This is a genomic window from Flavobacterium sp. ZB4R12 (assembly GCF_048276375.1).
GTDB classification, from domain to species: domain Bacteria; phylum Bacteroidota; class Bacteroidia; order Flavobacteriales; family Flavobacteriaceae; genus Flavobacterium; species Flavobacterium gawalongense.
On the sequence record NZ_JBLNKS010000023.1, the window covers coordinates 1 to 24,653 of the forward strand.

General features: G+C 34.9%; 25 protein-coding genes and 2 tRNA genes. 9 read left to right on the forward strand and 18 right to left on the reverse strand.

The window, feature by feature from the left end; genetic code table 11:
• Window positions 1-376 precede the first annotated feature (376 nt).
• Entirely contained in the window at window positions 377-670 is a 294-nt protein-coding gene (locus ACNO7W_RS15045) for a type II toxin-antitoxin system RelE/ParE family toxin (RefSeq protein ID WP_417938743.1), read from the reverse strand.
• On the reverse strand, window positions 663-914 hold the full coding sequence (locus ACNO7W_RS15050; RefSeq protein ID WP_417938744.1) for a type II toxin-antitoxin system ParD family antitoxin: 252 nt from the start codon (window positions 912-914) through the stop codon (window positions 663-665). Before ACNO7W_RS15050 ends, ACNO7W_RS15045 begins: the two co-directional genes overlap by 8 nt.
• 677 nt (window positions 915-1,591) lie before the next feature.
• On the opposite strand from ACNO7W_RS15050, the gene ACNO7W_RS15055 reads away from it, so the two are divergent.
• The 3 genes from ACNO7W_RS15055 to ACNO7W_RS15065 are packed head-to-tail and all read left to right on the forward strand — an operon-like array spanning window position 1,592 to window position 3,580.
• Window positions 1,592-2,005, forward strand: coding sequence for a hypothetical protein (locus ACNO7W_RS15055; RefSeq protein WP_143387863.1), 414 nt, complete (start codon window positions 1,592-1,594; stop codon window positions 2,003-2,005).
• 7 nt (window positions 2,006-2,012) lie between these two features.
• A complete protein-coding gene (locus tag ACNO7W_RS15060) occupies window positions 2,013-2,384 on the forward strand; it encodes a BlaI/MecI/CopY family transcriptional regulator (protein WP_143387864.1) in 372 nt (123 codons plus the stop codon).
• Entirely contained in the window at window positions 2,381-3,580 is a 1,200-nt protein-coding gene (locus tag ACNO7W_RS15065; protein ID WP_417938745.1) for a M56 family metallopeptidase, read from the forward strand. Before ACNO7W_RS15060 ends, ACNO7W_RS15065 begins: the two co-directional genes overlap by 4 nt.
• Window positions 3,581-3,652: 72 nt before the next feature.
• Here ACNO7W_RS15065 and ACNO7W_RS15070 read toward each other — a convergent pair whose 3' ends face one another.
• Window positions 3,653-5,023 carry a saccharopine dehydrogenase family protein gene (locus ACNO7W_RS15070; RefSeq protein WP_417938746.1) on the reverse strand — a complete coding sequence of 457 codons (1,371 nt, stop codon included), beginning with the start codon at window positions 5,021-5,023 and terminating at the stop codon, window positions 3,653-3,655.
• 211 nt (window positions 5,024-5,234) lie between these two features.
• Here ACNO7W_RS15070 and ACNO7W_RS15075 point away from each other — a divergent pair, with 211 nt between their 5' ends.
• From ACNO7W_RS15075 to ACNO7W_RS15085, 3 genes are all read left to right on the forward strand, one after another.
• Entirely contained in the window at window positions 5,235-5,618 is a 384-nt protein-coding gene (locus ACNO7W_RS15075; RefSeq protein WP_417938747.1) for a DUF423 domain-containing protein, read from the forward strand.
• 85 nt (window positions 5,619-5,703) lie between these two features.
• Window positions 5,704-7,305 (forward strand): phosphoenolpyruvate carboxykinase (ATP), encoded by a 1,602-nt coding sequence (gene pckA, locus ACNO7W_RS15080; RefSeq protein ID WP_417938748.1) that lies wholly within the window; start codon window positions 5,704-5,706, stop codon window positions 7,303-7,305.
• 256 nt (window positions 7,306-7,561) lie between these two features.
• Entirely contained in the window at window positions 7,562-8,662 is a 1,101-nt protein-coding gene (locus ACNO7W_RS15085) for a DUF4407 domain-containing protein (protein WP_417938749.1), read from the forward strand.
• 84 nt (window positions 8,663-8,746) lie between these two features.
• Here ACNO7W_RS15085 and ACNO7W_RS15090 read toward each other — a convergent pair whose 3' ends face one another.
• The 8 genes from ACNO7W_RS15090 to ruvC form a co-directional block, all read right to left on the reverse strand.
• The gene (locus ACNO7W_RS15090) at window positions 8,747-9,457 is read right to left on the reverse strand and encodes a PH domain-containing protein (protein WP_417938750.1); all 711 of its coding nucleotides are present in this window, start codon (window positions 9,455-9,457) and stop codon (window positions 8,747-8,749) included.
• A 155-nt stretch (window positions 9,458-9,612) separates the two neighbouring features.
• Complete coding sequence (locus tag ACNO7W_RS15095) at window positions 9,613-9,984, reverse strand: MmcQ/YjbR family DNA-binding protein (RefSeq protein ID WP_417938751.1); 372 nt, start codon at window positions 9,982-9,984, stop codon at window positions 9,613-9,615.
• A 4-nt stretch (window positions 9,985-9,988) separates the two neighbouring features.
• On the reverse strand, window positions 9,989-10,342 hold the full coding sequence (locus ACNO7W_RS15100; protein WP_417938752.1) for a DUF4260 domain-containing protein: 354 nt from the start codon (window positions 10,340-10,342) through the stop codon (window positions 9,989-9,991).
• A complete protein-coding gene (locus ACNO7W_RS15105) occupies window positions 10,339-11,106 on the reverse strand; it encodes a cyclase family protein (protein WP_417938753.1) in 768 nt (255 codons plus the stop codon). Before ACNO7W_RS15105 ends, ACNO7W_RS15100 begins: the two co-directional genes overlap by 4 nt.
• A gap of 38 nt (window positions 11,107-11,144) precedes the next feature.
• Entirely contained in the window at window positions 11,145-11,429 is a 285-nt protein-coding gene (locus ACNO7W_RS15110; RefSeq protein WP_417938754.1) for a GIY-YIG nuclease family protein, read from the reverse strand.
• Window positions 11,430-11,462: 33 nt separating this feature from the next.
• Window positions 11,463-12,617: a radical SAM family heme chaperone HemW gene (gene hemW, locus ACNO7W_RS15115; RefSeq protein WP_417938755.1), complete on the reverse strand. Its 1,155-nt coding sequence runs from the start codon at window positions 12,615-12,617 to the stop codon at window positions 11,463-11,465.
• Window positions 12,618-12,717: 100 nt separating this feature from the next.
• Entirely contained in the window at window positions 12,718-13,095 is a 378-nt protein-coding gene (locus tag ACNO7W_RS15120) for a four helix bundle protein (protein WP_417938756.1), read from the reverse strand.
• Window positions 13,096-13,214: 119 nt separating this feature from the next.
• Window positions 13,215-13,769 carry a crossover junction endodeoxyribonuclease RuvC gene (ruvC, locus tag ACNO7W_RS15125; RefSeq protein WP_417938757.1) on the reverse strand — a complete coding sequence of 185 codons (555 nt, stop codon included), beginning with the start codon at window positions 13,767-13,769 and terminating at the stop codon, window positions 13,215-13,217.
• A 147-nt stretch (window positions 13,770-13,916) separates the two neighbouring features.
• On the opposite strand from ruvC, the gene ACNO7W_RS15130 reads away from it, so the two are divergent.
• Together ACNO7W_RS15130 and ACNO7W_RS15135 are read left to right on the forward strand one after the other, a co-directional pair.
• Window positions 13,917-14,885 carry a hypothetical protein gene (locus tag ACNO7W_RS15130; RefSeq protein WP_417938769.1) on the forward strand — a complete coding sequence of 323 codons (969 nt, stop codon included), beginning with the start codon at window positions 13,917-13,919 and terminating at the stop codon, window positions 14,883-14,885.
• Between the two features lie 10 nt (window positions 14,886-14,895).
• Window positions 14,896-15,999, forward strand: a complete 1,104-nt coding sequence (locus ACNO7W_RS15135; RefSeq protein WP_417938758.1) for a glycosyltransferase family 2 protein — start codon at window positions 14,896-14,898, stop codon at window positions 15,997-15,999.
• 168 nt (window positions 16,000-16,167) lie between these two features.
• Here the strand turns inward: ACNO7W_RS15135 and ACNO7W_RS15140 are convergent, their stop codons facing one another.
• Both ACNO7W_RS15140 and ACNO7W_RS15145 read right to left on the reverse strand, forming a co-directional pair.
• The gene (locus tag ACNO7W_RS15140; RefSeq protein WP_143387920.1) at window positions 16,168-16,644 is read right to left on the reverse strand and encodes a hypothetical protein; all 477 of its coding nucleotides are present in this window, start codon (window positions 16,642-16,644) and stop codon (window positions 16,168-16,170) included.
• A 42-nt stretch (window positions 16,645-16,686) separates the two neighbouring features.
• The gene (locus tag ACNO7W_RS15145; RefSeq protein WP_143387880.1) at window positions 16,687-17,070 is read right to left on the reverse strand and encodes a hypothetical protein; all 384 of its coding nucleotides are present in this window, start codon (window positions 17,068-17,070) and stop codon (window positions 16,687-16,689) included.
• Between the two features lie 57 nt (window positions 17,071-17,127).
• Between ACNO7W_RS15145 and ACNO7W_RS15150 the strand changes: the two genes are divergently transcribed.
• On the forward strand, window positions 17,128-17,628 hold the full coding sequence (locus ACNO7W_RS15150; RefSeq protein WP_417938759.1) for a DUF456 domain-containing protein: 501 nt from the start codon (window positions 17,128-17,130) through the stop codon (window positions 17,626-17,628).
• Window positions 17,629-17,688: 60 nt separating this feature from the next.
• Here ACNO7W_RS15150 and ACNO7W_RS15155 read toward each other — a convergent pair.
• The 5 genes from ACNO7W_RS15155 to dnaE form a co-directional block, all read right to left on the reverse strand.
• Window positions 17,689-17,762, reverse strand: a tRNA-Asp gene (locus ACNO7W_RS15155).
• Between the two features lie 171 nt (window positions 17,763-17,933).
• Window positions 17,934-18,007: transfer RNA gene (locus tag ACNO7W_RS15160), tRNA-Asp, on the reverse strand.
• Between the two features lie 87 nt (window positions 18,008-18,094).
• Entirely contained in the window at window positions 18,095-19,057 is a 963-nt protein-coding gene (locus tag ACNO7W_RS15165; RefSeq protein ID WP_417938760.1) for a DUF58 domain-containing protein, read from the reverse strand.
• 167 nt (window positions 19,058-19,224) lie between these two features.
• On the reverse strand, window positions 19,225-19,542 hold the full coding sequence (gene trxA / locus ACNO7W_RS15170; RefSeq protein WP_035668578.1) for a thioredoxin: 318 nt from the start codon (window positions 19,540-19,542) through the stop codon (window positions 19,225-19,227).
• A 240-nt stretch (window positions 19,543-19,782) separates the two neighbouring features.
• A complete protein-coding gene (dnaE, locus tag ACNO7W_RS15175) occupies window positions 19,783-24,327 on the reverse strand; it encodes a DNA polymerase III subunit alpha (RefSeq protein ID WP_417938761.1) in 4,545 nt (1,514 codons plus the stop codon).
• Window positions 24,328-24,653: the final 326 nt, after the last annotated feature.

Consider the following 24,653-nt stretch of genomic DNA (forward strand, 5'->3'; position numbering starts at 1 on the left):
TTTAGGATTAAGAATTAATGTAAATTTATATCAGGATTAATAACAAAAAGTGTAAACTTTTTTCAGGACGAGACACTGTGTTAATTTGTTCAATCCGTGTTATCTGTGTTCTATTTTTAGATGTGTCCAGACGGTAGCCCTAATGAGCGGATTTTTTTTGGGCGTTCCCCGCCGAAAAAAGCGGGTCAGGCTTTCCGTTCCCAATCTTTTTATTTTTTAAAGAAAAAAATAAAAAGGATTTTCACTAAAATCCTTAACGCAATTCGGTAATAAATAAAAAATACTTCTATTTCAAGAATACATATAAAAATGTATAAGCGAGCATACTGTGCAGACTTTGTACCCAATCCTATATGCAACGGGCACTTTGCGGAGTTTAAAGCTTAGATTTCAAATCCATCCTTTCGTGAAGTATTCTTAGTATTTCTATCTCTTTGGCTGAAATAATTCTAAAAAAAATAATGTGATGATTCGCTTTATATCCTAAAAGATCCGATTGAACTAACTCATAATTTTTCCCGAAGTTCGGGTAATTTGCTAATTCCTGGCAAGATTCTAATATAAGTTTATAATATTTATTGGCCTGTTTTTCCGACCATTCTTCATAAGTATAGTCCCAAATTTCAGCTAAATAGTTAACAGCTAAGTTTGTCAAATAATATTTAGCCATTCCCTTTTTTCTTTGCTTGCAACATTTCTAAATGTTTTTTTGGATCATAGTCCTTTGCTAATCCACTATCAATACCTTCCTGGATTGCATTTCTTAACATTAAAATTCTATCTTCTTCTTCTTCTAACATACGAAGACCAGCTCGAATTACTTCACTTGCATTTTGAAAACGACCTTTTGAGACACTTTTTTCTACAAAATTCTCAAAATGGTTTCCTAAAGAGATTGATGTGTTCTTTCCCATGACTTTAATTTTTTACTAAAGTACCAAAATTTGGTAATATTCACAAAGTTTTTTCTAAAAATATCACATAATGTTTTGCAGCTTGGACGGATTTTTTCGGGCGTTCCCCGCCGAAAAAAGCGGGTCAGGCTTTCCGTTATATCTTTTATTCCATTTCATTCCATAAAAGGATATCACTTCAAATGAAATTCACTGAACTCCAATTAAAACAAAAGTATAGTGAAGTAATCCTTAACGCAAACGAATCAATTTGGCTAGAAATTTCTATTTAAAAAACAGAAAAGATTAACGCCATCTAAAGGCTAGCGCGAGCGCAATGTCATTAAGTTAAGGTTTTTTTTCTGGTTTTTATCAATTTTTAAGAGCTACTAGTGTTCTAATATTATGTGATTCCTCCTTCGTCGGAATGACAAAACGTGCGTGGTTTAGTATGTTTTATCAAGAAAGTTTGTCATCTCGACGAAGGAGAGATCACACAAGTAGCTCGACAATCCTAGTAAATTCAATTCCTGTTCTCAATCTTTTTATTTTTTAAAGAAAAAAATAAAAAGGATTTTCACTTCAATCCTTAACGCAACATCCTAGTAACCAAAATATTTTATTCAAAAATTTGCATATTAAATTTTTAATTCTACATTTGTAGAGCAAACTCTATTTTCGTAGAACAAAACTCTATTATGCGCTATACTATTATTTTAATTGGCACTGTCTTTTTATTTTTTGGTTGCAAAACCAATCAAATAAAAGATAAAAAAAGAGAAGGTCTTTGGATAGAGCTTTATTCACAGGATAGCTCCAACTACAAATCGGTTGGAAAATATCGCAAAGGAGATCCCATAAAAAAATGGAGTTATTACTTGAATGACAAAATCATCAAGAGAGAAAAATACAAGCGCAACATATGTGTGACTACTTTCTATCATGAAAATGGAAAAATACAATCCAAAGGAAAAACAAAACTAGAAACAAGCGACATGAACATGCATTGGTTTTATTTTGGCGATTGGAATTTCTTTGATGAAGAAGGGAAACTTATAAATATAAAAAAATACAATAACGGAGAATCACTTTCCGAAACAGAAACTAAATAAAACAAAAATGCAATTATCAAATTCAGAAGAACAATTAATGGAACACCTATGGAAACTGGAAAAAGCCTTCATGAAAGACCTCCTTCAAGCCTATCCAAAACCAAAGCCTGCAACCACAACTGTGGCCACTTTATTGAAAAGAATGATTGATAAAAAATTTGTTGCCTACAATGAATTTGGAAACTCACGGGAATATTATCCATTGGTAAAAAAAACCGATTATTTCTCCAAACATGTCAACGGATTGATTAGTAATTTCTTTAACAATTCAGCTTCGCAATTCGCTTCTTTCTTTACTACTGAAACTAATTTATCTGCATCAGAACTGGAAGAACTCAAAAAAATAATAGACAGTGAACTTCAAAAAAAGAAAAAATGATACTTTATATTTTAAAATCCAGTTTACTCCTTTTCATTCTAATTACAGTTTACAAACTCCTTTTAGAAAATGAGAAAATGCACCATTTCAATAGAATTTATTTGCTTGGCAGTTTAATTTTTAGTTTAACTATTCCGTTACAACTTTTTTCATTTAAAACAAAAATATCAGATACGATAACTCACTTTCAACTGAATGAAATTCTACTTCAAAAAACCAGCGAAAATTTAAGTACAATTACAGATAATCAGATGATAAACTACACCGCTGTAACTATTTATTTACTTGTTGCATTACTTCTTATCATCCGATTTGTTTTGAATTTATATTCTTTTTACAAGAAAATTAAAAACAATGAGCAACAAACTCTAAATGGCAATAAAGTGGTATTAATACAAGAACCAGTGGTGCCTCATTCATTTTTGAATTCTATCTTTTTCTATGAACAAGATTTTAAAAACAACAATATCGCTCCTGAACTAATAGTTCATGAAGCGGTACATATCAAACAAAAACACACTTTAGATATTCTTTTCATTGAGGTTTTACAGATTCTGTTTTGGTTTAATCCACTTATACTGCTTTACAAACATGCAATCAAACTAAACCATGAGTTTCTAGCCGATGAAACCGTAAACGCCAAATTTAATTCTGTTTTCTACTATCAAAAAATGCTCTTAAACATTGCGTCAAACCAAAGAAAAATCGCATTAGCAAGTTCCATTAACTATTTAATTACCAAAAAACGTTTAATTATGATGACAAAAAAAGAATCTAAAACGAGAATTATATTAAAAACGGTAGGCGTAGGTGTTATTTTTAGTCTGCTATTATTTTCTTTTAGCCCAGAAACTATGGCACAAGAGTCTCCAAATATAATTTCAAGTGAAGGCAAGATTATTACTGAAATCTCACAACCTGAATTTCCTGGCGGAATGTTAGCATTCTACAAATTTGTAGGTTCCAATTTTAAAACCCCATCAGGATTAAAAGGAAACGGAAAATTATATCTCAGCTTTATGGTAGAGAAAGACGGAAGTCTTTCTGAATTTGAGATTCTTCGTGACATGGGCTTTGGAACTGCAGAAGAAGCAATTCGAGTTTTAAAATTAAGTCCAAAATGGATTCCAGGTAAAAACAACAACGAACCTGTTAGAGTAAAATACAGCTTACCAATAACAATTCAAGCAAAGTAATAGTCCTTTCAAAAAACAAATCCGCTTCAAAAAGAAACGGATTCATCAAACTAAAAATCTAAAATAAAACTACTAACTAAAAACTTTATTCGGGTTATATCCCAAGTAGGGCATTGCTTGTTCTTTGAAAACAACACCGTATTCTTCTAATTCTTTCAAAATAGGCAGATACACTTCTTTACGAATAGGAAGTTGTACTCCTGGCGTAGCAATTTTTCCGTTGAGAATAAGCAAAGTTGCCATAGCAACAGGCAAACCAACGGTTTTTGCCATAGCAGTATAGGTTTGATCTTCTCCTATACAAACCATTTTTGAATCTATTTGTTGCTCTTGACCGTTTAGTTCATACCCAAATTTGTGGTACATGACAATCATGTCTTTGTCTTTAGGCTGAAGTGTCCAGCTATCACTAAGTATTTTTTCGAGAATTTGTGCCGGAGTAGCATTTTTCAATCCCACTTTTTTATTGCGATTGAACAAGTCTAACTCTAAAAGCTTGTCCCACATAATATCGTCCTGATCTATTTTAAGAATCAACCGCATTTTAATTTCCACAGAATCCGTTGGATGATAAGGCAAAAAGGAATTCACAAATTGTCGGTAACTCATGTTTTCCGAATCTTCCATTACATAGCTATCATCGGTCATACCCAATTGTACAAACATATTCCACGCTTTCGAAAAACCAACACGACGAATCGTCCCTCTATATAAGGTAAGAATAGTATCAAGTCCATAAACACTTCTATACTTTAGAGAATCTCTATTGGAATAGGCTTCAAATTTACCATATCCTTCTACTTCAAGAAACTCAGTTCTACGAAATAAATTTACATACGGAATGTACTTATAAGCACCTTCCTGAATAAATTTTGCTGCTCCTCCCTGCCCGGCAAGAACAACATTTCGAGGTGCCCAAGTAAATTTATAATTCCATAAGTTTGTATCTGATTCTGGAGCCACAAGTCCACCACAAAAAGATTCAAACAAAAGCATTTTTCCCCCTTTATCTTTGATTTCGTCAATAACTTTCATGGCACTCATATGGTCAATCCCCGGATCAAGACCAATTTCATTCATAAAAACCAAATTATTTTCTTTAGCTAAAGCATCCAATTCTTGCATCGCATCACTTACGTAAGATGCCGTAACCAAATGCTTTTTATAAACCACACAATCTTTGGCTACTTCAATATGCAAATGAGCCGGCAACATCGAAATAACGATATTGGCTTTTTGTACGGCCTCTTTCCTTTGACTTTCGTCAAAAATGTCTAAGGCTATTGGAGTTGCATTGGGATGATTATTAGTCTTTTTCTGAGCTAATTCCAACGACAAATCACCAATAATAAGATGTAAATTCTCTTTATTTGATTTATTTAAAAGATATTGTATCAGCGATGATGCTGATCTTCCTGCTCCAATGATTAGAATTGTTCTCATTTTTTTAAAAATTATAACACAAATATACTAATTTGTTGTATTTATAACAAATGATATTTGCAGAAACATTAAATATTTTTCAATAAAAGCAAAAATAAATCACAAATTTAAACCAATAAAGAAATAAAATGACATGGAAAGCATCTAATAAAATTCTTTTAATTTGAATAGATAATAAGATACTTTTGTAATGAAAAATAGAACAAAAAAAATGGACAAGAAAATAATTTCCACAGGAGCAGTGTTTGGGATGATTGCAATAATTTTAGGTGCTTTTGGCGCGCATGCCCTAAAAAAAGTACTATCTATAGAACAACTTTCCACTTTTGAGACTGGAGTACGCTATCAAATGTACCATGCCTTATTTTTATTGTTTATTGGAACTGTAAATAGCCTATCCCAAAAAACAAAAAAAACTATTTATTATTTGGTCTTTTGGGGTGTATTTTTATTTTCCGGATCGATTTATTTATTGGCAACAAACGACCTCACTTCTTTTGATTTTAAAGCAATCGGATTTGTAACTCCCATCGGCGGACTCTTATTAATACTGGCTTGGGGAGTTTTATTATTTAATTTATTAAAGAAAAAATAAATAAATTTTTGACAATAAAAATGTTACCTGAAATATAATTTCTACCTTTGCAGTCTATAAAAGAAACACACACAACACTAAATTTATGGACAATAACACCCTTTTCACGCAATCGATTTCGTTAAAAGAATTAGGAATTGAAAATGCAACTATCCATTACCAGTTATCCCCTGATGAATTACATGAAATAACCATTCAATCAGGCCAAGGAATCGAAAGTTCTACTGGAGCACTTGCTATTAATACCGGTGAATATACCGGACGTTCTCCGCAAGACCGATTCATTGTAAAAGATAGTATTACTGAAAAACAAGTCTGGTGGGGAAAAGTAAACATCCCTTTCGAATCAGATGCTTTTGAAGCTTTATATAAAAAAGTAACTACTTATTTATCCAATAAAGAAGTTTTTGTTAGAGACTCCTATGTATGTGCAGATCCTAATTACACATTAAACGTGAGAGTTGTCACTGAAACAGCCTGGGCAAATTTGTTTTGCTACAATATGTTTTTGAGACCAGAAATGGAAGAACTTGCACACTTTTCTCCGGAATGGACATTGCTATGCGTACCAAGTTTCCTCGCAGACCCAGCAGTTGATGGCACACGCCAAAGCAATTTCGCCATATTAGACTTTACAAGAAAAGTAGTTCTAATAGGCGGAACAGGATATACTGGTGAAATGAAAAAAGGAATTTTCTCTGCTTTGAATTTTATTTTACCCGTTTTCAAAAACACATTGCCAATGCATTGTAGCGCTAATGTTGGCGATGAAGGGGATACCGCTATTTTCTTTGGTTTATCAGGAACCGGTAAAACTACTTTATCAGCCGATCCAAAAAGAAAACTTATTGGAGATGATGAGCATGGCTGGACGAATGAAAACACTGTTTTCAATTTTGAAGGAGGCTGCTATGCCAAAGTAGTAAACCTTTCTGAAGAAAATGAGCCAGATATTTTTAGAGCCATTAAAAAAGGAGCCATTTTAGAAAATGTGATTTTTAAAAAAGGAACTAATGAAGTAGATTTCCAAGATGTTTCTATAACACCAAATACAAGAGTAAGTTATCCAATCTATCATATTGACAATATTCAGCCAGGCTCAATTGGGAAAAATCCTAAAAATATATTTTTCTTAACTGCCGATTCTTTTGGTATTTTACCTCCAATTTCAAAATTAACACCGGGACAGGCCGCTTACCACTTTATTTCTGGATATACTGCAAAAGTTGCCGGAACTGAAGCTGGAATTACTGAGCCTCAACCTAATTTTTCTGCTTGTTTTGGTGCGCCTTTTATGCCATTACACCCAACAAAATATGCTGAAATGTTGAGCAAAAAAATGAAAGATGCCAATGTAAAAGTTTGGCTTATCAATACAGGTTGGACAGGCGGCCCTTACGGAATAGGAAGCCGAATGAAATTAAAATATACGCGAGCAATGATTACTGCCGCATTAAACGGGGAACTTGACAACGTAGCGTATGCGAATCATACAGTATTCGGTATTGCAAAACCACAATCTTGTCCTAATGTTCCAAGTGAAATATTAAATCCAAGAAACACATGGGAAGATCCGGAACTATACGATAAAAAAGCGATTGAATTAGCACAGAAATTTAAAGCTAATTTTGCCAAATTTGAAGAATTTGCTAATGCCGAAATTATGGCAGGAGCTCCTTTAGTATAAGTTAATTATAATTCAAAAAAGGAAAAGAGCTGTTCGTTATGAGCAGCTCTTTTTTATTAATCCTGTATCGGTTTTTCAGGACTAGACAAATACTTGGTAATTCATTACTTAAAAGAACTCTTTTCTTATAACAATAAAAGCTAATTCAAAACATATCAACTATTTATACCAATATTCGTTTTTTGGCGTTAAATTTGCATTCATCACACGAGCCTGAAAGGCGAACTGGCGAAGCAATCAATCAAAAAAATCAATCATGTTAAAACAATTTTTCATTCTCTGTTCGGGAGCCGACAAAAATCTTCTTGAAGGCTGTTCCGAGGGCGAACAAACCAAATATGTTGGTATTGGCGCCACCGTTTTCTTCACCGCCGTTATGGCTTTTATTGCCAGTGCTTATGCTCTTTTTACCGTTTTCGATAGCGTGTATCCCGCATTACTTTTTGGATTCGTATGGAGTTTACTTATTTTCAATTTGGATCGTTTTATTGTTTCCACTATCAAAAAAAGAGATCGTTTTGGGAGTGAATTTCTACAAGCAACACCCCGAATTATTTTGGCGGTTATTATTGCTATTGTAATTTCGAAACCATTGGAAATTAAAATTTTCGAAAAAGAAATTAACACTGTTTTATTGAAAGAGAAAAATGCCATGGCTTTGAATAACAAAAAAGAAGTGGCTAATTATTTCAAATCGGATTTAGACAAAAACAAGGCAGAAATTGCTGGTTTAAAATCGGAAATTACCAATAAAGAAAAAGAAGTCAATACCTTATACGAGACCTATATCACAGAGGCTGAAGGGACAAAAGGAACAATGAAACTGGGAAAAGGTCCCGTTTTTAAAGAAAAAATTGCCAAACACAATTTGGCTTCAGCCGAACTGAATACCATTAGAAAAAACAACTTGGCCAAAATTGCTGCATTAGAAAAAACATCCAAAACGCTTCAAACCAATTTAGACAAAAAAGTTACCGAAACCCAACCTATCATTGAAGGTTTCGATGGTTTAATGGCTAGAATCAATGCGTTGGATAAATTACCTTGGCTGCCTTCCTTTTTTATTATGTTGTTGTTTCTGGCTATAGAAACATCTCCTATTATTGCTAAATTGTTATCTCCAAAAGGAGAATATGATTTCAAACTGGAAGATTTGGAAACGGCTCTAAAAGCTACTTTGGACCAAGACAAATACCAACGAAGTTTGCTGGTAAAAACCAGCGCTTCTATGCACGATAAAGTCTATGAAGATATTGCCCAAGATAAAAATCTATACGACCTACAGCGCAAAAAAGCGACTGAATTACTAGAATTACAAGCCCATAATTTTGTAGAAAAACAGAAAAGAACCCTTTAGTCTAAATGTTAGAAAGTCGAAAGTTATAAAGTCAAAAGATATCGTATTACCTTTTGACTTTATAACTTTCGACTTTAAGACTAATTACATATGACTCAAAATCTCTTTTTTGAAAGCATCATATTCCCCTTGCAAAATCAATCCGTTATCCAGTAATTTTTTATAATTCTGCAGTTTTTCAAAAAGTTCATCCTGCGACAATCCACTTAATCCATTTTCCTTTGGAGTCTCAGCTGAAGTGTTGAATTGCTCGTTTTCCATAGTATAAACTGGTGGCGTAACTGGCATTATTTCAGCAAAGCTAGTTACTTCTTCCGTTTCCATTTCTTCGATAATTTCCACTTCTTCCATTGGAGCAACAGGAACTTCATCAATTATTGTTGCGTTTAAAACAGTACCCGTTTTTAAAATATCCAATTGTTCTTTGGCGTACGTGAAAATCTTTCGAGCTTGTATTTTAGGAATATAATCAATCGAAACCTCCATATTGGTTCTCGTTGTAAAAGAAAACTCTGAACCTAGAATATTTTCTTTTACAAAAGTTCCTTCTATCTCGTCCCAAGTGTAATCAATAAAATTCATAGAAAGTCCCAGATTTTTTGGCTGACAAATGATAATTCTTTTATTAGTCATAACAATACTATCCGGAAGAACAGTAATTGCTGGTTTTTTCTGTACCGCGATATAACCTATTTCTTCGTTCTTCATCAATAAATCACTCAATTTTGAAGCGATTTTTTCGATGGCTTTTGGATCTTGTTCTTCGTTTAAAAACTTCTTAAATTGTTCTTTCATATGCTTATTTCTATTGCTTTTTATGGTCATATGTAATTAGCAGATACCAGCGGGTATTTACATCGAATTACTATTATGCTCATTTCATTTTTATGCTGAATTTATTCAGTATGTGTTTATAATTTTTATTCTAATTTTCTTCGCAAAAGTAATGCCTAATTTTCTAATTCTTGAATTTCACTCTGCATTTTCTTTGTTAAACTTTTGAAAACCAATTCGTAGGAATGATCTATCAATTCTTTGATGAGTGAATCTGGCACGGCTGCATTTACAGCAATCGTATTCCAATGAATTTTACTCATGTGAAATCCGGGTTGAATAGCATCATATTCAGCACGCAATTCCTCAGCGCGCTCCGGATCACATTTCAAATTCATTGATGGTTGTCCTTTTTCCCATTGGCTTAAAGATGACAAAGCAAACATTTTTCCGCCCACTTTAAAAACCAGTGTATCTTCATCAAACGGAAAATGTTCCGTTACGCCTTTTTTGGAAAGACAATATTCGTAGTATGTTTCTAGATTCATTTTTTTATTTTCTTCCTATTTCGCCCAAATGAGTATACTTAAAACCCGTTTCATATTTCAATCCATAACCAAACATTCGATCCGTTGAAGAGTGAGTAAATAGCATTATTCCTGAAAGTTGAACTAGTGAATTCGAAAAATAGATTCCAACAAGATATAATGCAATGGCTATACCTCTATGATGAAATGAATTATAGCATAAAGCACCCCATTTATCACCAAAAACATATCCGATCATGGATAAATCTGGAACTAAAATTAAAACCAAAAACCACCACCATGCATAATCTAATTGATTGAAAAAATAAATTCCAAGCACAAATAACCCTAATTCTTCGAGTTTTAATGTGTTTTTCATAGTATTTTATATAAAACCGGTTTACTTGGACTCGCATCATTTTCAAAAGAAGCAATTTGCAAATTCAACAAATAACTTCCATCTTTTACTTCATTTGGAACAAAAATCATCTCGGTAATCGTGCAATCCAATCGTGCATCTGCATTCAAATTATTCACATCAGTTACATTCCAAAATGCTTTGTGCGCCAAAAGTTTTCCCTCATCATGTTCTTTATCGACACTCGGCAAATCAATTAGTAGATGTTGAATCCCGCTTTCGCGAATGTAACGCGCAGCAGCTTCATCCAGATAAGGTGGGTTCGTATTCGAATATTTTAAATGTTTTTTTGTTTCTAAATTGGGTAACGTTCTAATAATAATTGCTTCAGGTGTTGCTCCCTTGAGCGCCACCGAAAGGAGATTTTTAGTAATTACCACATCTTTTCCTTGTATTTCTGGTTGAACCGAAACCAATTCCGCCAAAAAGAAAAACTGTTTCAACGACTGATTAATACTATAAAATTTCCGTGTAATATGACCCAGACATTCGGTATGGGTTCCGTGTCCGTGTGGATTAAAGAAAATATTATTAAAGTTTGTCGATGACTTTCCTTCCGAAACTTTCCCAATCCAATCCCCAAAAACTACGGGTTCTATTACTGGTTTATCGATATACCAAGCAATAGGATTTTCGTCCGTATTTGTTAAAGGAATAGAGATATCAATAGGTTTCGATAAGTCGACTTCGAAGGTTTGATTTTGATGTTGGATTGTTGCTAACATTTATGCTGAATTTATTTCAGCATCTCATCGGAGATACTTTATAAGTTCAAATATAAATCTTTTAATTCAGGATTTGAAAGTTTTGCGATATTCCATTTCCAGTCTTTATGCCAATTTTTGAGTTGTTTTTCTCTTTTAAAAGCCTCGCTTAAATCATCAAATACTTCAAAATATATTAAAATAGTAGCATTATATTTTTTTGTAAAAACTGCACCTGTACCATTTCTATGACAATCTACTCTATTTTTAAGATTTTTGGTTGCTCCAACATATAAAACAGTGGCATTTTTATTAGTCAAAATATATGTAAATCCTTTTTCCATACAAAATCAATTAAAAATCAACAGATCCTGAAACTAGTTCAGGATAAACAAATCCGATGCAATTCCGTCAGTCAAAAACTTTCCTTTTTTGGTAGGCTTCAAAATATTATTTTCGATAAAAACTAAATCATCATCAAGGAATTTCTGAATCTGTTTATTAAGATACTCCAAATATGCACTTCCAAATTCGGTTTCGATTCTTTCCAAAGAAACACCCCAAACCGTTCGTAAACCCGTCATAATGTATTCGTTGTATCGATCAGCTGTCGAAAGGATTTCTATTTCGTTAGGAAGTTTATTTTCTTGAATGGATTTCAAATAAATTGAATTATTCGAAACATTCCAACTTCGGGAAATTCCGTTATAACTGTGTGCCGAAGGACCAATTCCAATGTATTTTTTCCCTAACCAATACGCCGAATTGTTTTTTGAAAAGTAATTCTCTTTTCCAAAATTCGATAATTCATAATGAATAAAATCATTGGCTTCAAGCGTTTCGACCAAAATAGCAAAATGCTCTTGGGCGACTTCATCTTTAGGCGCTGCAATTTTTCCCGTTTGAATCAATTTGTTCAATGCCGTTTTTGGTTCCACCGTCAAAGCGTAACTCGAAATATGCGGAATACCAAATGACAAAGCTGTTTCAATGTTTTGCCTCCATTTCTCGTTGCTCATTCCCGGAATTCCGTAAATCAAATCGAGGGAAATATTGTCAAAATACTTGGTAGCTTCTTCCAAACATTTTTTGGCTTCCGCCGAATTATGAGCTCGGTTCATCATTCTTAAATCTTCTTCAAAAAACGACTGAATCCCGATACTTAAACGATTGATTGGGCTTTTGGACAATTCGATTATTCGTTCACTTGACAAATCATCAGGATTGGCTTCAAGCGTGATTTCAGGATTTTCTGAGACTCTATAATTGCTATAAACTGCCGCGATTAAAAATTCAATTTCTCCGGATGTTAAAACAGAAGGTGTTCCACCGCCAAAATAAATGGTTTCAATAATTTGCTTCGCCTGTTCGCTTTCGCTCGGGTCATTTTCAAACTCACTTGCACGCATTTGAATTTCTTTGGCAATAGCCAAAACCATTTCTTCTTTCTTCTTCATCGAAGTCGAAAAATGAAAGTCGCAGTAATGACACGCCTGCTTGCAAAATGGTATGTGGATGTAGATTCCGCTCATTAATTTAGTGTTCAGTGTTCAGCTTTTTAGTGTTCAGTCATGAGAAAGTGTTCAGTAATCAGTTATGTAGTCAGATATATACTGAACACTAAATAACTGATTACTGAACACTGTTTTTAACTCCAAATTTCTCAGGGTTCAATATCATATAATTAATAAGTTTTCCAATTTCTAAACTTTCAGAAACAAATTCCTGATAAATAGCTTCGGAAATATATTTACAAGACACCGCAAACTCTAACCAAACTTGAGTTTCTGAATTTTCTCCATCAGAATCGGTCAACTTACTATAAAAATGTTTTGGATAAATCCTCTTTCTATATGCTTCAGCAATAGTTGCAGGAGTACTCCTTGAAGAACGCCGAATTTGATCCGTTAATGAATAGGTTTCTTCCTTTAGAAATGATTTTGTTATTTCAAAAATCTTCATTGCTAATGCAAATGATTTTTTATAGGCTAATAAATCTTGAAATCTCATATATACATTTTAAAAACTGATCACACTAATTTAATCAAAACTACTGATTACTAAAAATCTGAACACTGATCACTAATTTTCTGCCCAACATAACTGAACACTTAAATACTGAACACTGATCACTTTTTTATTCGTTCTTCATTTTGTTTCACAAAAGCGTCCCAACCCGTATAACTTTTAGCGCCAACCACTTTTCCCGAATTGAAAAAATGACAAACTGCTGCCGCCAATCCATCGGTACTATCGAGATTTCTTGGTAGTTCTTTCAAGCCTAATAATTGTTGGAGCATTTTGGCAACCTGTTCTTTACTGGCGTTTCCGTTGCCGGTTATCGCCATTTTTATTTTTTTAGGTTCGTATTCCGTAATTGGAATACCTCTCGAAAGTCCTGCCGCCATGGCCACGCCTTGTGCGCGTCCTAACTTCAACATGGATTGCACATTTTTACCAAAGAAAGGCGCTTCAATCGCAATTTCGTCAGGATTATGCGTTTCGATTAACTCTATGGTACGTTCAAAAATGATTTTCAGTTTTTGATAATGGTTGTCGTATTTGGACAATTGCAATTCGTTGAGTTGCAAAAATTCCATTTTTTTATTGATAACCTTTATCAGTCCAAAACCCATAATGGTTGTTCCTGGGTCAATTCCTAATATGATGCGTTCGTTTGCCAATTTTTATATTTAAACACGAATTTCACGAATTTTCACGAATTTATAATTCTTAAAAAAATGAATTTCACAGATTTTAATTATGATTTAAAACTTTATGATTTCTGTAACCTTAAGGAATTTGAACTGTTTTTCCTTTACTTTGCAGTAATGATTCCAATTCCTCACAAAGCTAAGCAATTCCTCGTTCTTATAATCAAAGTTTTGATTGTGGGTGGCGCATTCTATTTTATTTACAATCAATTGGCGAATAATGACAAACTGGATTGGCAAAAATTCCTTGTTTTATTCAAGAAAATCTCAGTTGGGGGAATCGCTTTTATTTTGTTGTTGAGTGTTTTGAATCGATTTTTTGAAATTTTGAAGTGGCAGAATTTGGTCGGATTTATCCATAAAATATCGTTAGGCGAGGCAACTAAACAAGTTCTTGGCGCACTGACTGCCGGACTGTTTACTCCAAACGGCATAGGCGAATATGCCGGAAAAGCATTGTTTTTTGAAAAAAAAGACACTAAAAACGTCATTTTTTTAAACCTGATTTGCAACGGAATCCAAATGATTTTGACCGTTATTTTTGGGGTTTTCGGCTTATTGTATTTCAATGCACAGTACAATGTGATTACCACAAAAACCGTTGCGCTACTTTTTGGATTGCTAATACTCTTATTTCTTGTTTCTTTTCTCTTGAAAAAATTCACGATTAAAGGCTATTCCATCGAAAGACTGATTCATAAGATTAATGAAATTCCAAAACCCATTCATCAAAAAAACATCTTTTTAGCGATTTGTCGTTTCCTGGTTTTTTCACATCAATATTATTTTTTATTTATCGCTTTTGATGTTGATCTGCCTTATCTAATAGTAATTGCCACGATTACAAGTGTTTATTTTTTGGCTTCCTCCTTGCCTACTTTTCAGTTTTTGGACTTTGCTGTGAAAGGAAGTGTAGCCGTTTATTTCTTTGGAATTCTTGGCGTAAACGAATGGATAGTGATTTTTGTGACCACGCTCATGTGGTTCCTGAATGTGGTTTTACCGGTAGTGATTGGCAGTTATTATGTGTTGAATTTTAAAATCCTCTCCCCAACCCTCTCCAAAGGAGAGGGAGATAAAACTTAATAAAATAATCATGATTACAATTATTTTATTTTTTTTACTTTTGATTTATGCGGTTTCTATTGGACTGTTAATTTATGGTTTCACCAAAGTAAATACTATTGATTATATTGGTTTAAAGCCAAAAACAAAATTCTCGATTATTGTTCCTTTTCGGAATGAAGCGGAGAATCTACCTGTTTTATTAGACAGTCTATCGAAGTTGAATTATCCGATGGAATTGTTTGAAGTGATTTTGGTCGATGACGAATCAACTGATGGTTTTAAAATTCAAAATTTAAAGTTTAAAGTTTCGGTCATAAAAATCATTCAGGTTTCAAACTCGCCCAAGAAAGATGCGATTGTAACTGCAATGCAAATCGTAAACACGGAATGGATCATCACCACTGATGCCGATTGCGTAGCCAATAAAAACTGGTTATTGACACTGGATAATTACATTCAGCTACATGCTGTTTCGATGATTGCCGGAGCGGTAACGTATGATTGCAATGATTCATTTCTGCATCATTTCCAACAATTGGATTTGGCTAGTTTACAAGGCGCTACAATCGGGAGTTTTGGAATTAAAAAAGGATTTATGTGTAATGGTGCCAACTTTGCCTACACCAAATCGTTTTTTCAAGAACTAAATGGCTTTAATGGAAATGATGGGATTGCAAGTGGCGATGATGTTTTCCTGTTGCAAAAAGCGATTGCCCAATTTCCTGAAAAAGTCCATTATTTGAAATCTGAAAATACCATTGTCATCACAAAACCATTGAATGATTGGAAATCGTTATTTTATCAACACGTTCGTTGGGCATCTAAAACAAGTTCCTATCAAAGCAGTTTCGGGAAAGGATTGGGAGTATTAGTTTTTATGGGAAATTTGTGCTGGATATTAGGTGTTGGGTGTTGGGTGTTAGGTTTGTTTGCGTTACCAAATATCTTTTTAATGTTTTTATCGAAGTTTACTGTTGATGCTGTTTTAATTTACAAGGCGAATCGTTTTTTGAATAAAAGCAAAATCCGCTATTTGATTTTGAGCAGTTTGTTATATCCTTTTTTTAGCGTAAGTGTAGCTTTGTATTCGTTGTTTGGAAAATATGAGTGGAAAGGGAGAAAGTTTAAATAGCAGCTCTCAGGTTGCAGATTGCAGAATATTAAACTACAATAGTTGTGATTTTAGACAAAAGCCCTAGCCCAGATGGAAACGGCATCCTTTTTCTTTTTTCTTTAAAAAGAAAAAGATATAGTGAACAGCTGGAAATAGCTCCTCCTTCGACTGCTCAGGATGACAAAACTACTCTACTTTTAGAATTACGGGAAGAATAAATTGTGTTTTTACAGGAATTCCGCGTTTGATGGCTGGATTCACTTTTGGAAAATCAACCAAACGCGCTTTTAGGATGCTGTCAATTTTAATTCTGTCGTAAGCCACTGAATCTTTTGGAAATTGCGGTTCGAATCGCATCGTGGCGTTAGGAAAAATAGTGACTTTTACTTCAATCGTGTCCAATTCCGGATAAAGAACAGAAAGGGTATCAACGCTCAGTTTTTGCTGAATCAGTTGTATTAAAACTTCAAAAAAACATTGTTGGCGTTGTATTTTATTCTCAATTTTTTCACAATCTACAACCGATGGAAATTCATCAACTTCTTTCCAGTTGATGGATTTCAGTTCCTTTTGTAACAATTCCTTTTCCGAAGGCACTTGCTTTTCGAAATATTGGCAGGAATTAAAAAGTATAATTACTAAAAAAAGGTAATAGTGCTTCAAGGTTTTGTTTTTCAATTGAACTAATATTTTATAAAAATACAATTATTTTTTTTGAGTTGCTTTAGAAAGCAAATAATCTTCGTAGGTTTCAGCAAACCATTTCTTTTTGTTTTCGGCAGCAATTTCTTTTTGTTCCGGATATAATGCGACCAATCGATCTGAAAAAATAGCAATCTGAATCGTGTATTTATAGAATTCTTCCTTTGTTAATACTAAATTGGGATTGGCTTTTTTATCGAAAAATTCAAAAAAAAGTGCGTCAAACTGTTTCAAAGAAAAATTTGATACTTTTACTTTATTGGCATTATATAAATTTTCTTTCAAAAGAGCATCACCAGTATTCACCGTTTTCTCTTGGGCTTGTAAGGACTCCTGAGAAATCATGAAAAATAGCGTAATGGTAAATACTAAAATTATTTTTCTCATATTCGTTTAGAAAATAGACCTTGCTTCTTGGTTTTTCAAAATTACTAAAATAATTCTATGGATATATTACTTTTAATTCTTGGTTTTTCGTGCATGATTACAGGCATTTTTGGAAGCTTTTTGCCCGTTTTACCTGGACCAAGTATCAGCTGGGTTGGTTTACTGTTACTTTATTTCACGAATGCTGTACCAGCTAATTATTGGATTCTTGGAATTGCTTTATTGATTACCATCATTATTTCTGTTTTGGATTATGTCATTCCTTCCAGAGGAACCAAAAAATTCGGTGGCAGTTCGTATGGTATTTGGGGAACGAATATTGGTTTGACTATAGGAATTCTTGCTCCTATCCCTTTTGGTTTTCTTATAGGCCCCTTCGTTGGCGCTTTAATTGGAGAACTTATTTTCGATTCTAAAGATCACAAACGGGCTTTGAAAGCAGCCACCGGATCATTTATTGGTTTACTGACTTCCAGTTTTATGAAATTTGTGGTTTGCGTGATGTATTTGGGATTGTTTCTAACGCTTGTCTGGCAGTATAAATCAGAATTATTTTAATTTATAAATATCCTTAAATCAAAAAAGCCTTTCCGTTACGAAAGGCCTTCTTAAATCTAGCGGTCTGGACGGGACTCGAACCCGCGACCCCATGCGTGACAGGCATGTATTCTAACCAACTGAACTACCAAACCTGCTTTATTTTTAAATCAAAAAAGCCATCCACAAAAGTGGAAAGCTTTTCATTGGTCTAACTACTAAACCCGCTACGAGTTACAAATTCATAGCAAACAACACAACTAGCTTTAGATACCTTATTGGGGCAAAAAAGCCTTTCAGTTACGAAAGGCTTTCCCCAATATTAGCGGTCTGGACGGGACTCGAACCCGCGACCCCATGCGTGACAGGCATGTATTCTAACCAACTGAACTACCAAACCTGCTGCTTTATTGCGGTGGCAAAGATACAATAGATTTCCGTTTACGCAAGCGTTTTTTGAAAAAATATTTGATAAAAATTTGCCGTATCACCCAAAGTTTTGTTTTTCAACTAAGTATGTCATTAAAATTTTTTCGAAACTTTCACCTACGCCTACCGGAATGTACTTTATTCGGTTTTGCGCGCAGGTTAACGCCAGCTTCTTGAAGTAACTTTCTACCTGTTTTTCGTATTCTTCTTTCACATTATCTGCAAAAACTGCTACTTCTTCACCCGATTCCACATCAATAAACTTCCTTGGCGTGTTGTCAAAGTCAAAATTCAGCTCCGTTTTGTTATCCACAACATGAAATAAAACCACTTTATGCTTGTTGTGTTTCAAATGTTGCAGCGCATTAAACAGTGCTTCTTCTCTCGACGCTTCTCCCGTCCCGAGACTTCGGGATTCGGGACTGGATTGAAACATATCCGTAAAAAGAATAATCATCGAACGGCGATGGATTTTCTCCGCTATTTGATGCAAAAAAGTAATTGTGTCAGTGCCTTTTTTGACTGCAGGTTTTTCCAACAGCCCTTCAAGTGCATTCAAAATCATTCTGTGATGGCGATCACTGCCTTTTTCGGGCGCGTAGTATTCATATTTATCCGAAAAGACACTTAGTCCCACAGCATCGCGTTGCTTCTTCAAAAGATTCATTAAAACTGCCGAAGCCAAAACCGAAAATCCAATTTTGTTTTCATAGAACTGCTGACTGTCTTTTAATTTAGGATAATGCATCGATGAGGAATTATCAATGATGATGTGGCAACGCAAATTGGTCTCTTCCTCAAATCGTTTCGTGTACAAACGATCCGTTTTGGCAAATAATTTCCAATCGATGTGTTTCGTGCTTTCGCCTACATTATAGACTTTATGCTCCGCAAATTCAGCCGAAAATCCATGAAACGGACTTTTATGCATGCCCGAAATAAACCCTTCCACAACCTGATTGGCCAGCAATTCAAGATGCTGAAAACTGGAAATTTTCTCTATTTGCGATTCGATCTTCATATCTCAAATGTAGTAAAAGATGGAATGATTTTAAAATTAAAAGATTACAAAAAGAAAACTAAATCGGGAAGCTGAAATAAATTCAGCTTAAACAAAAAAAGGCTTGACTTTCGCCAAACCTTTCATCTGAATCCTTTACAGATTCTATGTAAATCATAATCTACCGATTACAACAAAGCGTCTAAACTATCCGCGTAGGTTTGTTTCGGTGCAACTCCTACTTGTTTCCCTACTACTTCTCCGTTATGAAAAACCAACACTGTTGGAATATTTCTCACTCCGTATTTTGCTGCAAATTCCTGGTTTGCGTCAACATCTACTTTTCCTACGACTACTTTTCCAGCGTATTCTTCGCTGATTTCGTCAATGATTGGTCCAACCATTCTACAAGGACCGCACCATGCTGCCCAAAAATCCACCATTACCGGTTTGTCTGATTTCAAAACTACTTCATCAAAAGTAGCGTCTGTTATTGCTAATGCCATATTTTTTTATTTAAACGTTTAAGGTTTCAAACCTGAGTACAAATTTAGAAATTAAAAACTAATCAAACACCATTCATAAATTAGTTTTGATTATAAGTGTATTGTCAATTGCTATTTTTCAGTAAATGCAGGAGCTATTTCCTGCTATTCGTTTCAATCTTTTACAACCCAGTCAGGGTTTTGAACCCTTACTGTGTTGTAAAAGGATTTCCACTTCTATCAGGGCTAGGGCATCGCGTTCTAATTCAACTTAAAGTTAATTTGCATTTTCTCTAACTCCACCAGCAATTCATTTGAGATTTTGATTTTCAATTTTCTGCTCGGCATAGTCAACTTGGTTACAACCTTAATTTCTTCGACTTCTTCTACCTTTGCTTCGGAATTTGTCTCTGGAATTTCGAGAGCTTCCATTTCAGAATCTTCATTTTCGTCGATAAAAGCTACCTCTTCGTTTTCTATTTCAACAGGAGCAACAGCAACGAGTCGTTTCGTTTTTTCCAATTCCATGATTTCAAAAGACACTGTATTATCTCCTTTATTCTCTTGAAAAAGGTGGCTTAATTTATGGATAAAATCATTTTCTAAATCCTTAATATTTAATAGTAAAATTAATTTTTTAGCAAAGGTTTCTAACACATCTTGCAATTGCTTTACCTCCACAAATTGCAATCTTGGCTCTCCTTTTTTACCGGTATCCCGGTCTGTCCAGCCTTCTTTTACCATCACTTTCATAAAGGTAAAATTATTTTGAATAAAGAAATGGCGGAATTTTAAATACTCTTCGCCAAAAATTCGAAACTCATAACTTTCGTCATACCCTTCTAATGTAAACATGCCCCAACCTTTTCCATTCTTGGCCACACGATGTTGCACATTATTGATAATCCCCCCAAAAGTCAGACTTTTGCTGACATGAAGTTCCATGTTTTTCAACGCTTCCAGCCTGGCATTACAAAAATATTTCATTTCAAATTTGTAATCATCCAGCGGATGTCCCGAGATATAAATCCCAACAACCTCTTTTTCTTTAGCGAGTTTTTCCATCGTACTCCAATCCTCGCAAGGCGGCACGACAGGTTCTGCGATTTGCACTTCGCTGGTATCGCCAAACAAACTTACTTGCGATGAATTTTCATTTTCCTGAAACTTCGATCCATACCGAATCGCTTTTTCATAAAAGGTAATTCCATCACCATCATCATGAAAATATTGCGCTCTCGTTGTTCCTAAAAACGAATCAAAACCTCCAGCCAAAACCAGATTCTCCAATGCTTTTTTATTCGCTGCACGCAAATCAATACGTTTGGTCAAATCAAAAATCGATTTATATCTTCCATCTTTTCTATTCTCAACAATGGTGGCCACAGCTCCAGACCCAACACCTTTTACAGCCCCCATTCCAAAACGCACCGCATAATTATCATTTACGGTAAATTTATAAAACGACTCATTCACATCGGGTCCTAAAACCTGTAATCCCATACGCTTGCATTCTTCCATAAAGAACGAAACCTGTTTAATATCGCTCATGTTATTCGAAAGCACAGCCGCCATATATTCGGCTGGATAGTTTGCTTTCAAATAAGCCGTTTGATAGGCGATCCAAGCGTAACAAGTCGAGTGCGATTTATTAAACGCGTATTCCGCAAAAGCTTTCCAGTCATTCCAAATTTTCTCTAATTTATCTTTGGCATGCCCTTTTGCCATAGCTTGCGAGATGAATTTTGGTTCCATTTTTGCCAAAACATCTATCATCTTCTTACCCATCGCTTTACGCAAAACGTCGGCATCACCCTTGGAGAAATCCGCCAATTTTTGGGACAAAAGCATTACTTGTTCTTGGTAAACGGTAATTCCGTAGGTATCTTTCAGCAATTCTTCGCAGTCATCCAAATCATATTCGATAGGCTCTTCCCCGTTTTTCCGTTTAATAAAACTCGGGATATAAGCAATCGGTCCCGGGCGATACAACGCATTCATGGCAATCAAATCGGGAAAAACCGTTGGCTTCAATTCCTTCATGTATTTCTGCATTCCCGGACTCTCGTATTGAAAAATCCCTACCGTTTCTCCTCGTTGAAAAAGCTCATACGTCTTCAAATCATCAATAGGGAATTCATCAGGATTGAGGTCGATTCCAGTTCTATATTTTACTAATTTTACTGTATCTTTTATCAGAGTTAGGGTTTTCAAACCCAAGAAGTCCATCTTCAACAAACCGGCACTTTCTACTACCGAGTTGTCAAATTGAGTCACATACAAATCGGAATCTTTGGCGGTAGCCACAGGAACAAAATTCGTAATATCGCTTGGCGTAATAATTACTCCACAAGCGTGAATCCCTGTATTTCTTAAGTTTCCTTCTAAAACTTTGGCTTGCTGAATGGTTTCTCCACCCAAATCGCTTTCATTAGCAAGACCTATTAATTCTTTTATTTTATCGTATTCTTCCGGACGAACCGCTTTCTTAATTACATCTTCTTTTTCATTCAAAAATCGCGCTAAATTCCATTTTGACGGCATCATGCCCGGAATCAATTTGGCAATTTTATCGGCTTCGAATAAAGGTAGATCCAAAACACGAGCCGTATCTCTAATTGCTGATTTCGTTGCCATTTTACCATAGGTGATAATTTGTGCCACTTGTTTCGAGCCGTATTTTCGAATCACATAATCCATAACGCTGCTTCGTCCCTCATCATCAAAATCGATATCAATATCGGGCAGTGACACACGATCCGGATTCAGGAAACGCTCAAAAAGCAGGTTATACATCAATGGGTCAATGTTGGTGATTTTTAAACAATACGCCACCACTGAACCCGCAGCGGATCCCCGACCAGGTCCAACAGAAACACCCATACTTCTCGCCTCAGCAATTAAATCCTGGACAATCAGGAAATATCCAGGATAACCAGAATTGGATATGGTCAATAATTCAAAATCCAGTCGTTCTTGAATTTCTTCGGTGATTACAGGATACCGTCTTCGGGCTCCTTCAAAAGTCAAATGCCTCAAATAAGCATTTTCACCTCTTACTCCGCCATCAACTGTATCTTCGGGATTATTAAATTCAACAGGGATTTCAAATTTTGGTAATAAAACTTCCCGTGCTAAATCGAAAATTTCAATTTTATCCACAATCTCTGAAATATTAGAAATCGCTTCCGGTAAATTATTGAAGAGCTGTTTCATTTCGTCTCCCGACTTGAAATAATATTCCTGATTGGGCAATCCATAACGATACCCACGACCACGACCTATAGGCGTAGTTTGTTTTTCACCGTCACGTACACAAAGTAAAATATCGTGTGCATTCGAATTTTCCTTGTCTATATAAAAGGTATTGTTCGTCGCTATAAGTTTGACATCATGCTTTCTCGCCAATGCAATCAAAGACGAATTCACCCGATTCTCATCTTCTTGATTGTGACGCATCACCTCAATATAAAAATCTTCCTTGAACTCATTTTTCCACCAAAGCAACGCATCTTCGGCTTGGTTTTCACCAATATTTAAAATCTTATTTGGGATTTCGCCATACAAGTTTCCAGACAAAACAATAATATCTTCTTTGAATTCCTGAATGACTTTCCTGTCGATTCTTGGAACATAATAAAATCCTTCCGTATAAGCGATGGAAGACATTTTAGCCAAATTATGATAGCCTTTTTTGGTCTTCGCCAAAAGCACTATTTGGTACCCATTGTCTTTTACCGACTTGTTGTTATGGTCTTCACAAACAAAAAATTCGCAACCTACAATCGGTTTCATCGGGACTTCTGTAGGTGCTGAACCATTTGCGACAGCGGTTTTATTCTTGGCTTCAGCGGCTTTATTATGGTATAAAATATCGCGAACAAAATGAAAAGCACCCATCAAATTCGCATGATCCGTCATGGCAACCGCAGGCATTTTTTGTTGTGCCGCCGCTTTTACTAATGCCGCAATACTTATGGTAGATTGCAAGACCGAAAATTGCGTATGATTGTGCAAATGCACGAAATCAGTATCAATAAGCACCTTTTTATTCTCGGAAAGCTCTTCTCTTGAAACTGCCGGAGCTTGTTTTTCTCCAAACTGCTGCCGAATTTTTTCAGAAGCTTCCTTAAGATTGATATGTTTTAAACCAATAAGCTTAATCTCGCTTGGATTCTTATTTTGGAAGTCTTTAAAATAGCCAATTTCTACATCGAGTTCTTCTTTTGTAAAAACATCGCGACGAATTAATTCTAAAAAACAACGCGTGGTTGCCTCGACATCGGCAGTCGCGTTATGTGCTTCTGCAAAAGGTTTATTAAAAAGATAACTATGCAATTCAGTTAAAGTAGGCAATTTAAATTTACCTCCTCTACCTCCTGGCAATCGTAATAAGGAGGCGGTAACTTCGGTACACGTATCCAGAATAGGCATCGAACTCATTTGGCTTTCAACCCCCATTCTATAAAACTCGCAACCCATAATATTGATGTCAAAACCTAAATTCTGACCTACAATAAATTTGGCTTTGCCCAAGGCTATATTGAATTTTTCTAAAACTTCTGCCAACGAAATTCCGTCGGCTTCCGCCAATTCCGTAGAAATACCGTGAATTCGTTCCGCATCATACGGAATATTAAAACCTTCGGGCTTCACCAAATAATCCTGATGCTCAATGAGTTTTCCCATATCGTCGTGCAACTGCCAAGCGATTTGAATACAACGCGGCCAGTTATCCGTATCTGAAATGGGAGCGCCCCAACGCTTTGGTAATCCTGTAGTTTCGGTATCGAATATTAAGTACATAAATCCCCTCCCCAGCCCTCCCCGAAGGGGAGGGTGCCAAAACCTATAGATTCAGACCGTGTATTTAACTGGTTTTAAACACTTTAAATTTATAATAAATCACAAAAAATGAATTTCAAATTTAGGATTTTTTTAGGTAGAATAACACCTAAATCAGAACAAAAAATTCAAAAATTATCTTTAAGAATCACCCTACGAATTGCTCCCTCTTTTAGCATAAAATTACCCAATAATGCCCCATCAAAAAGAAAAATAAACGCACGGTGAGTTTTTTGGATGTCGTAGTATTTCATCAAAACAAATTGAAATAAAAGCCCCAAAAAAAT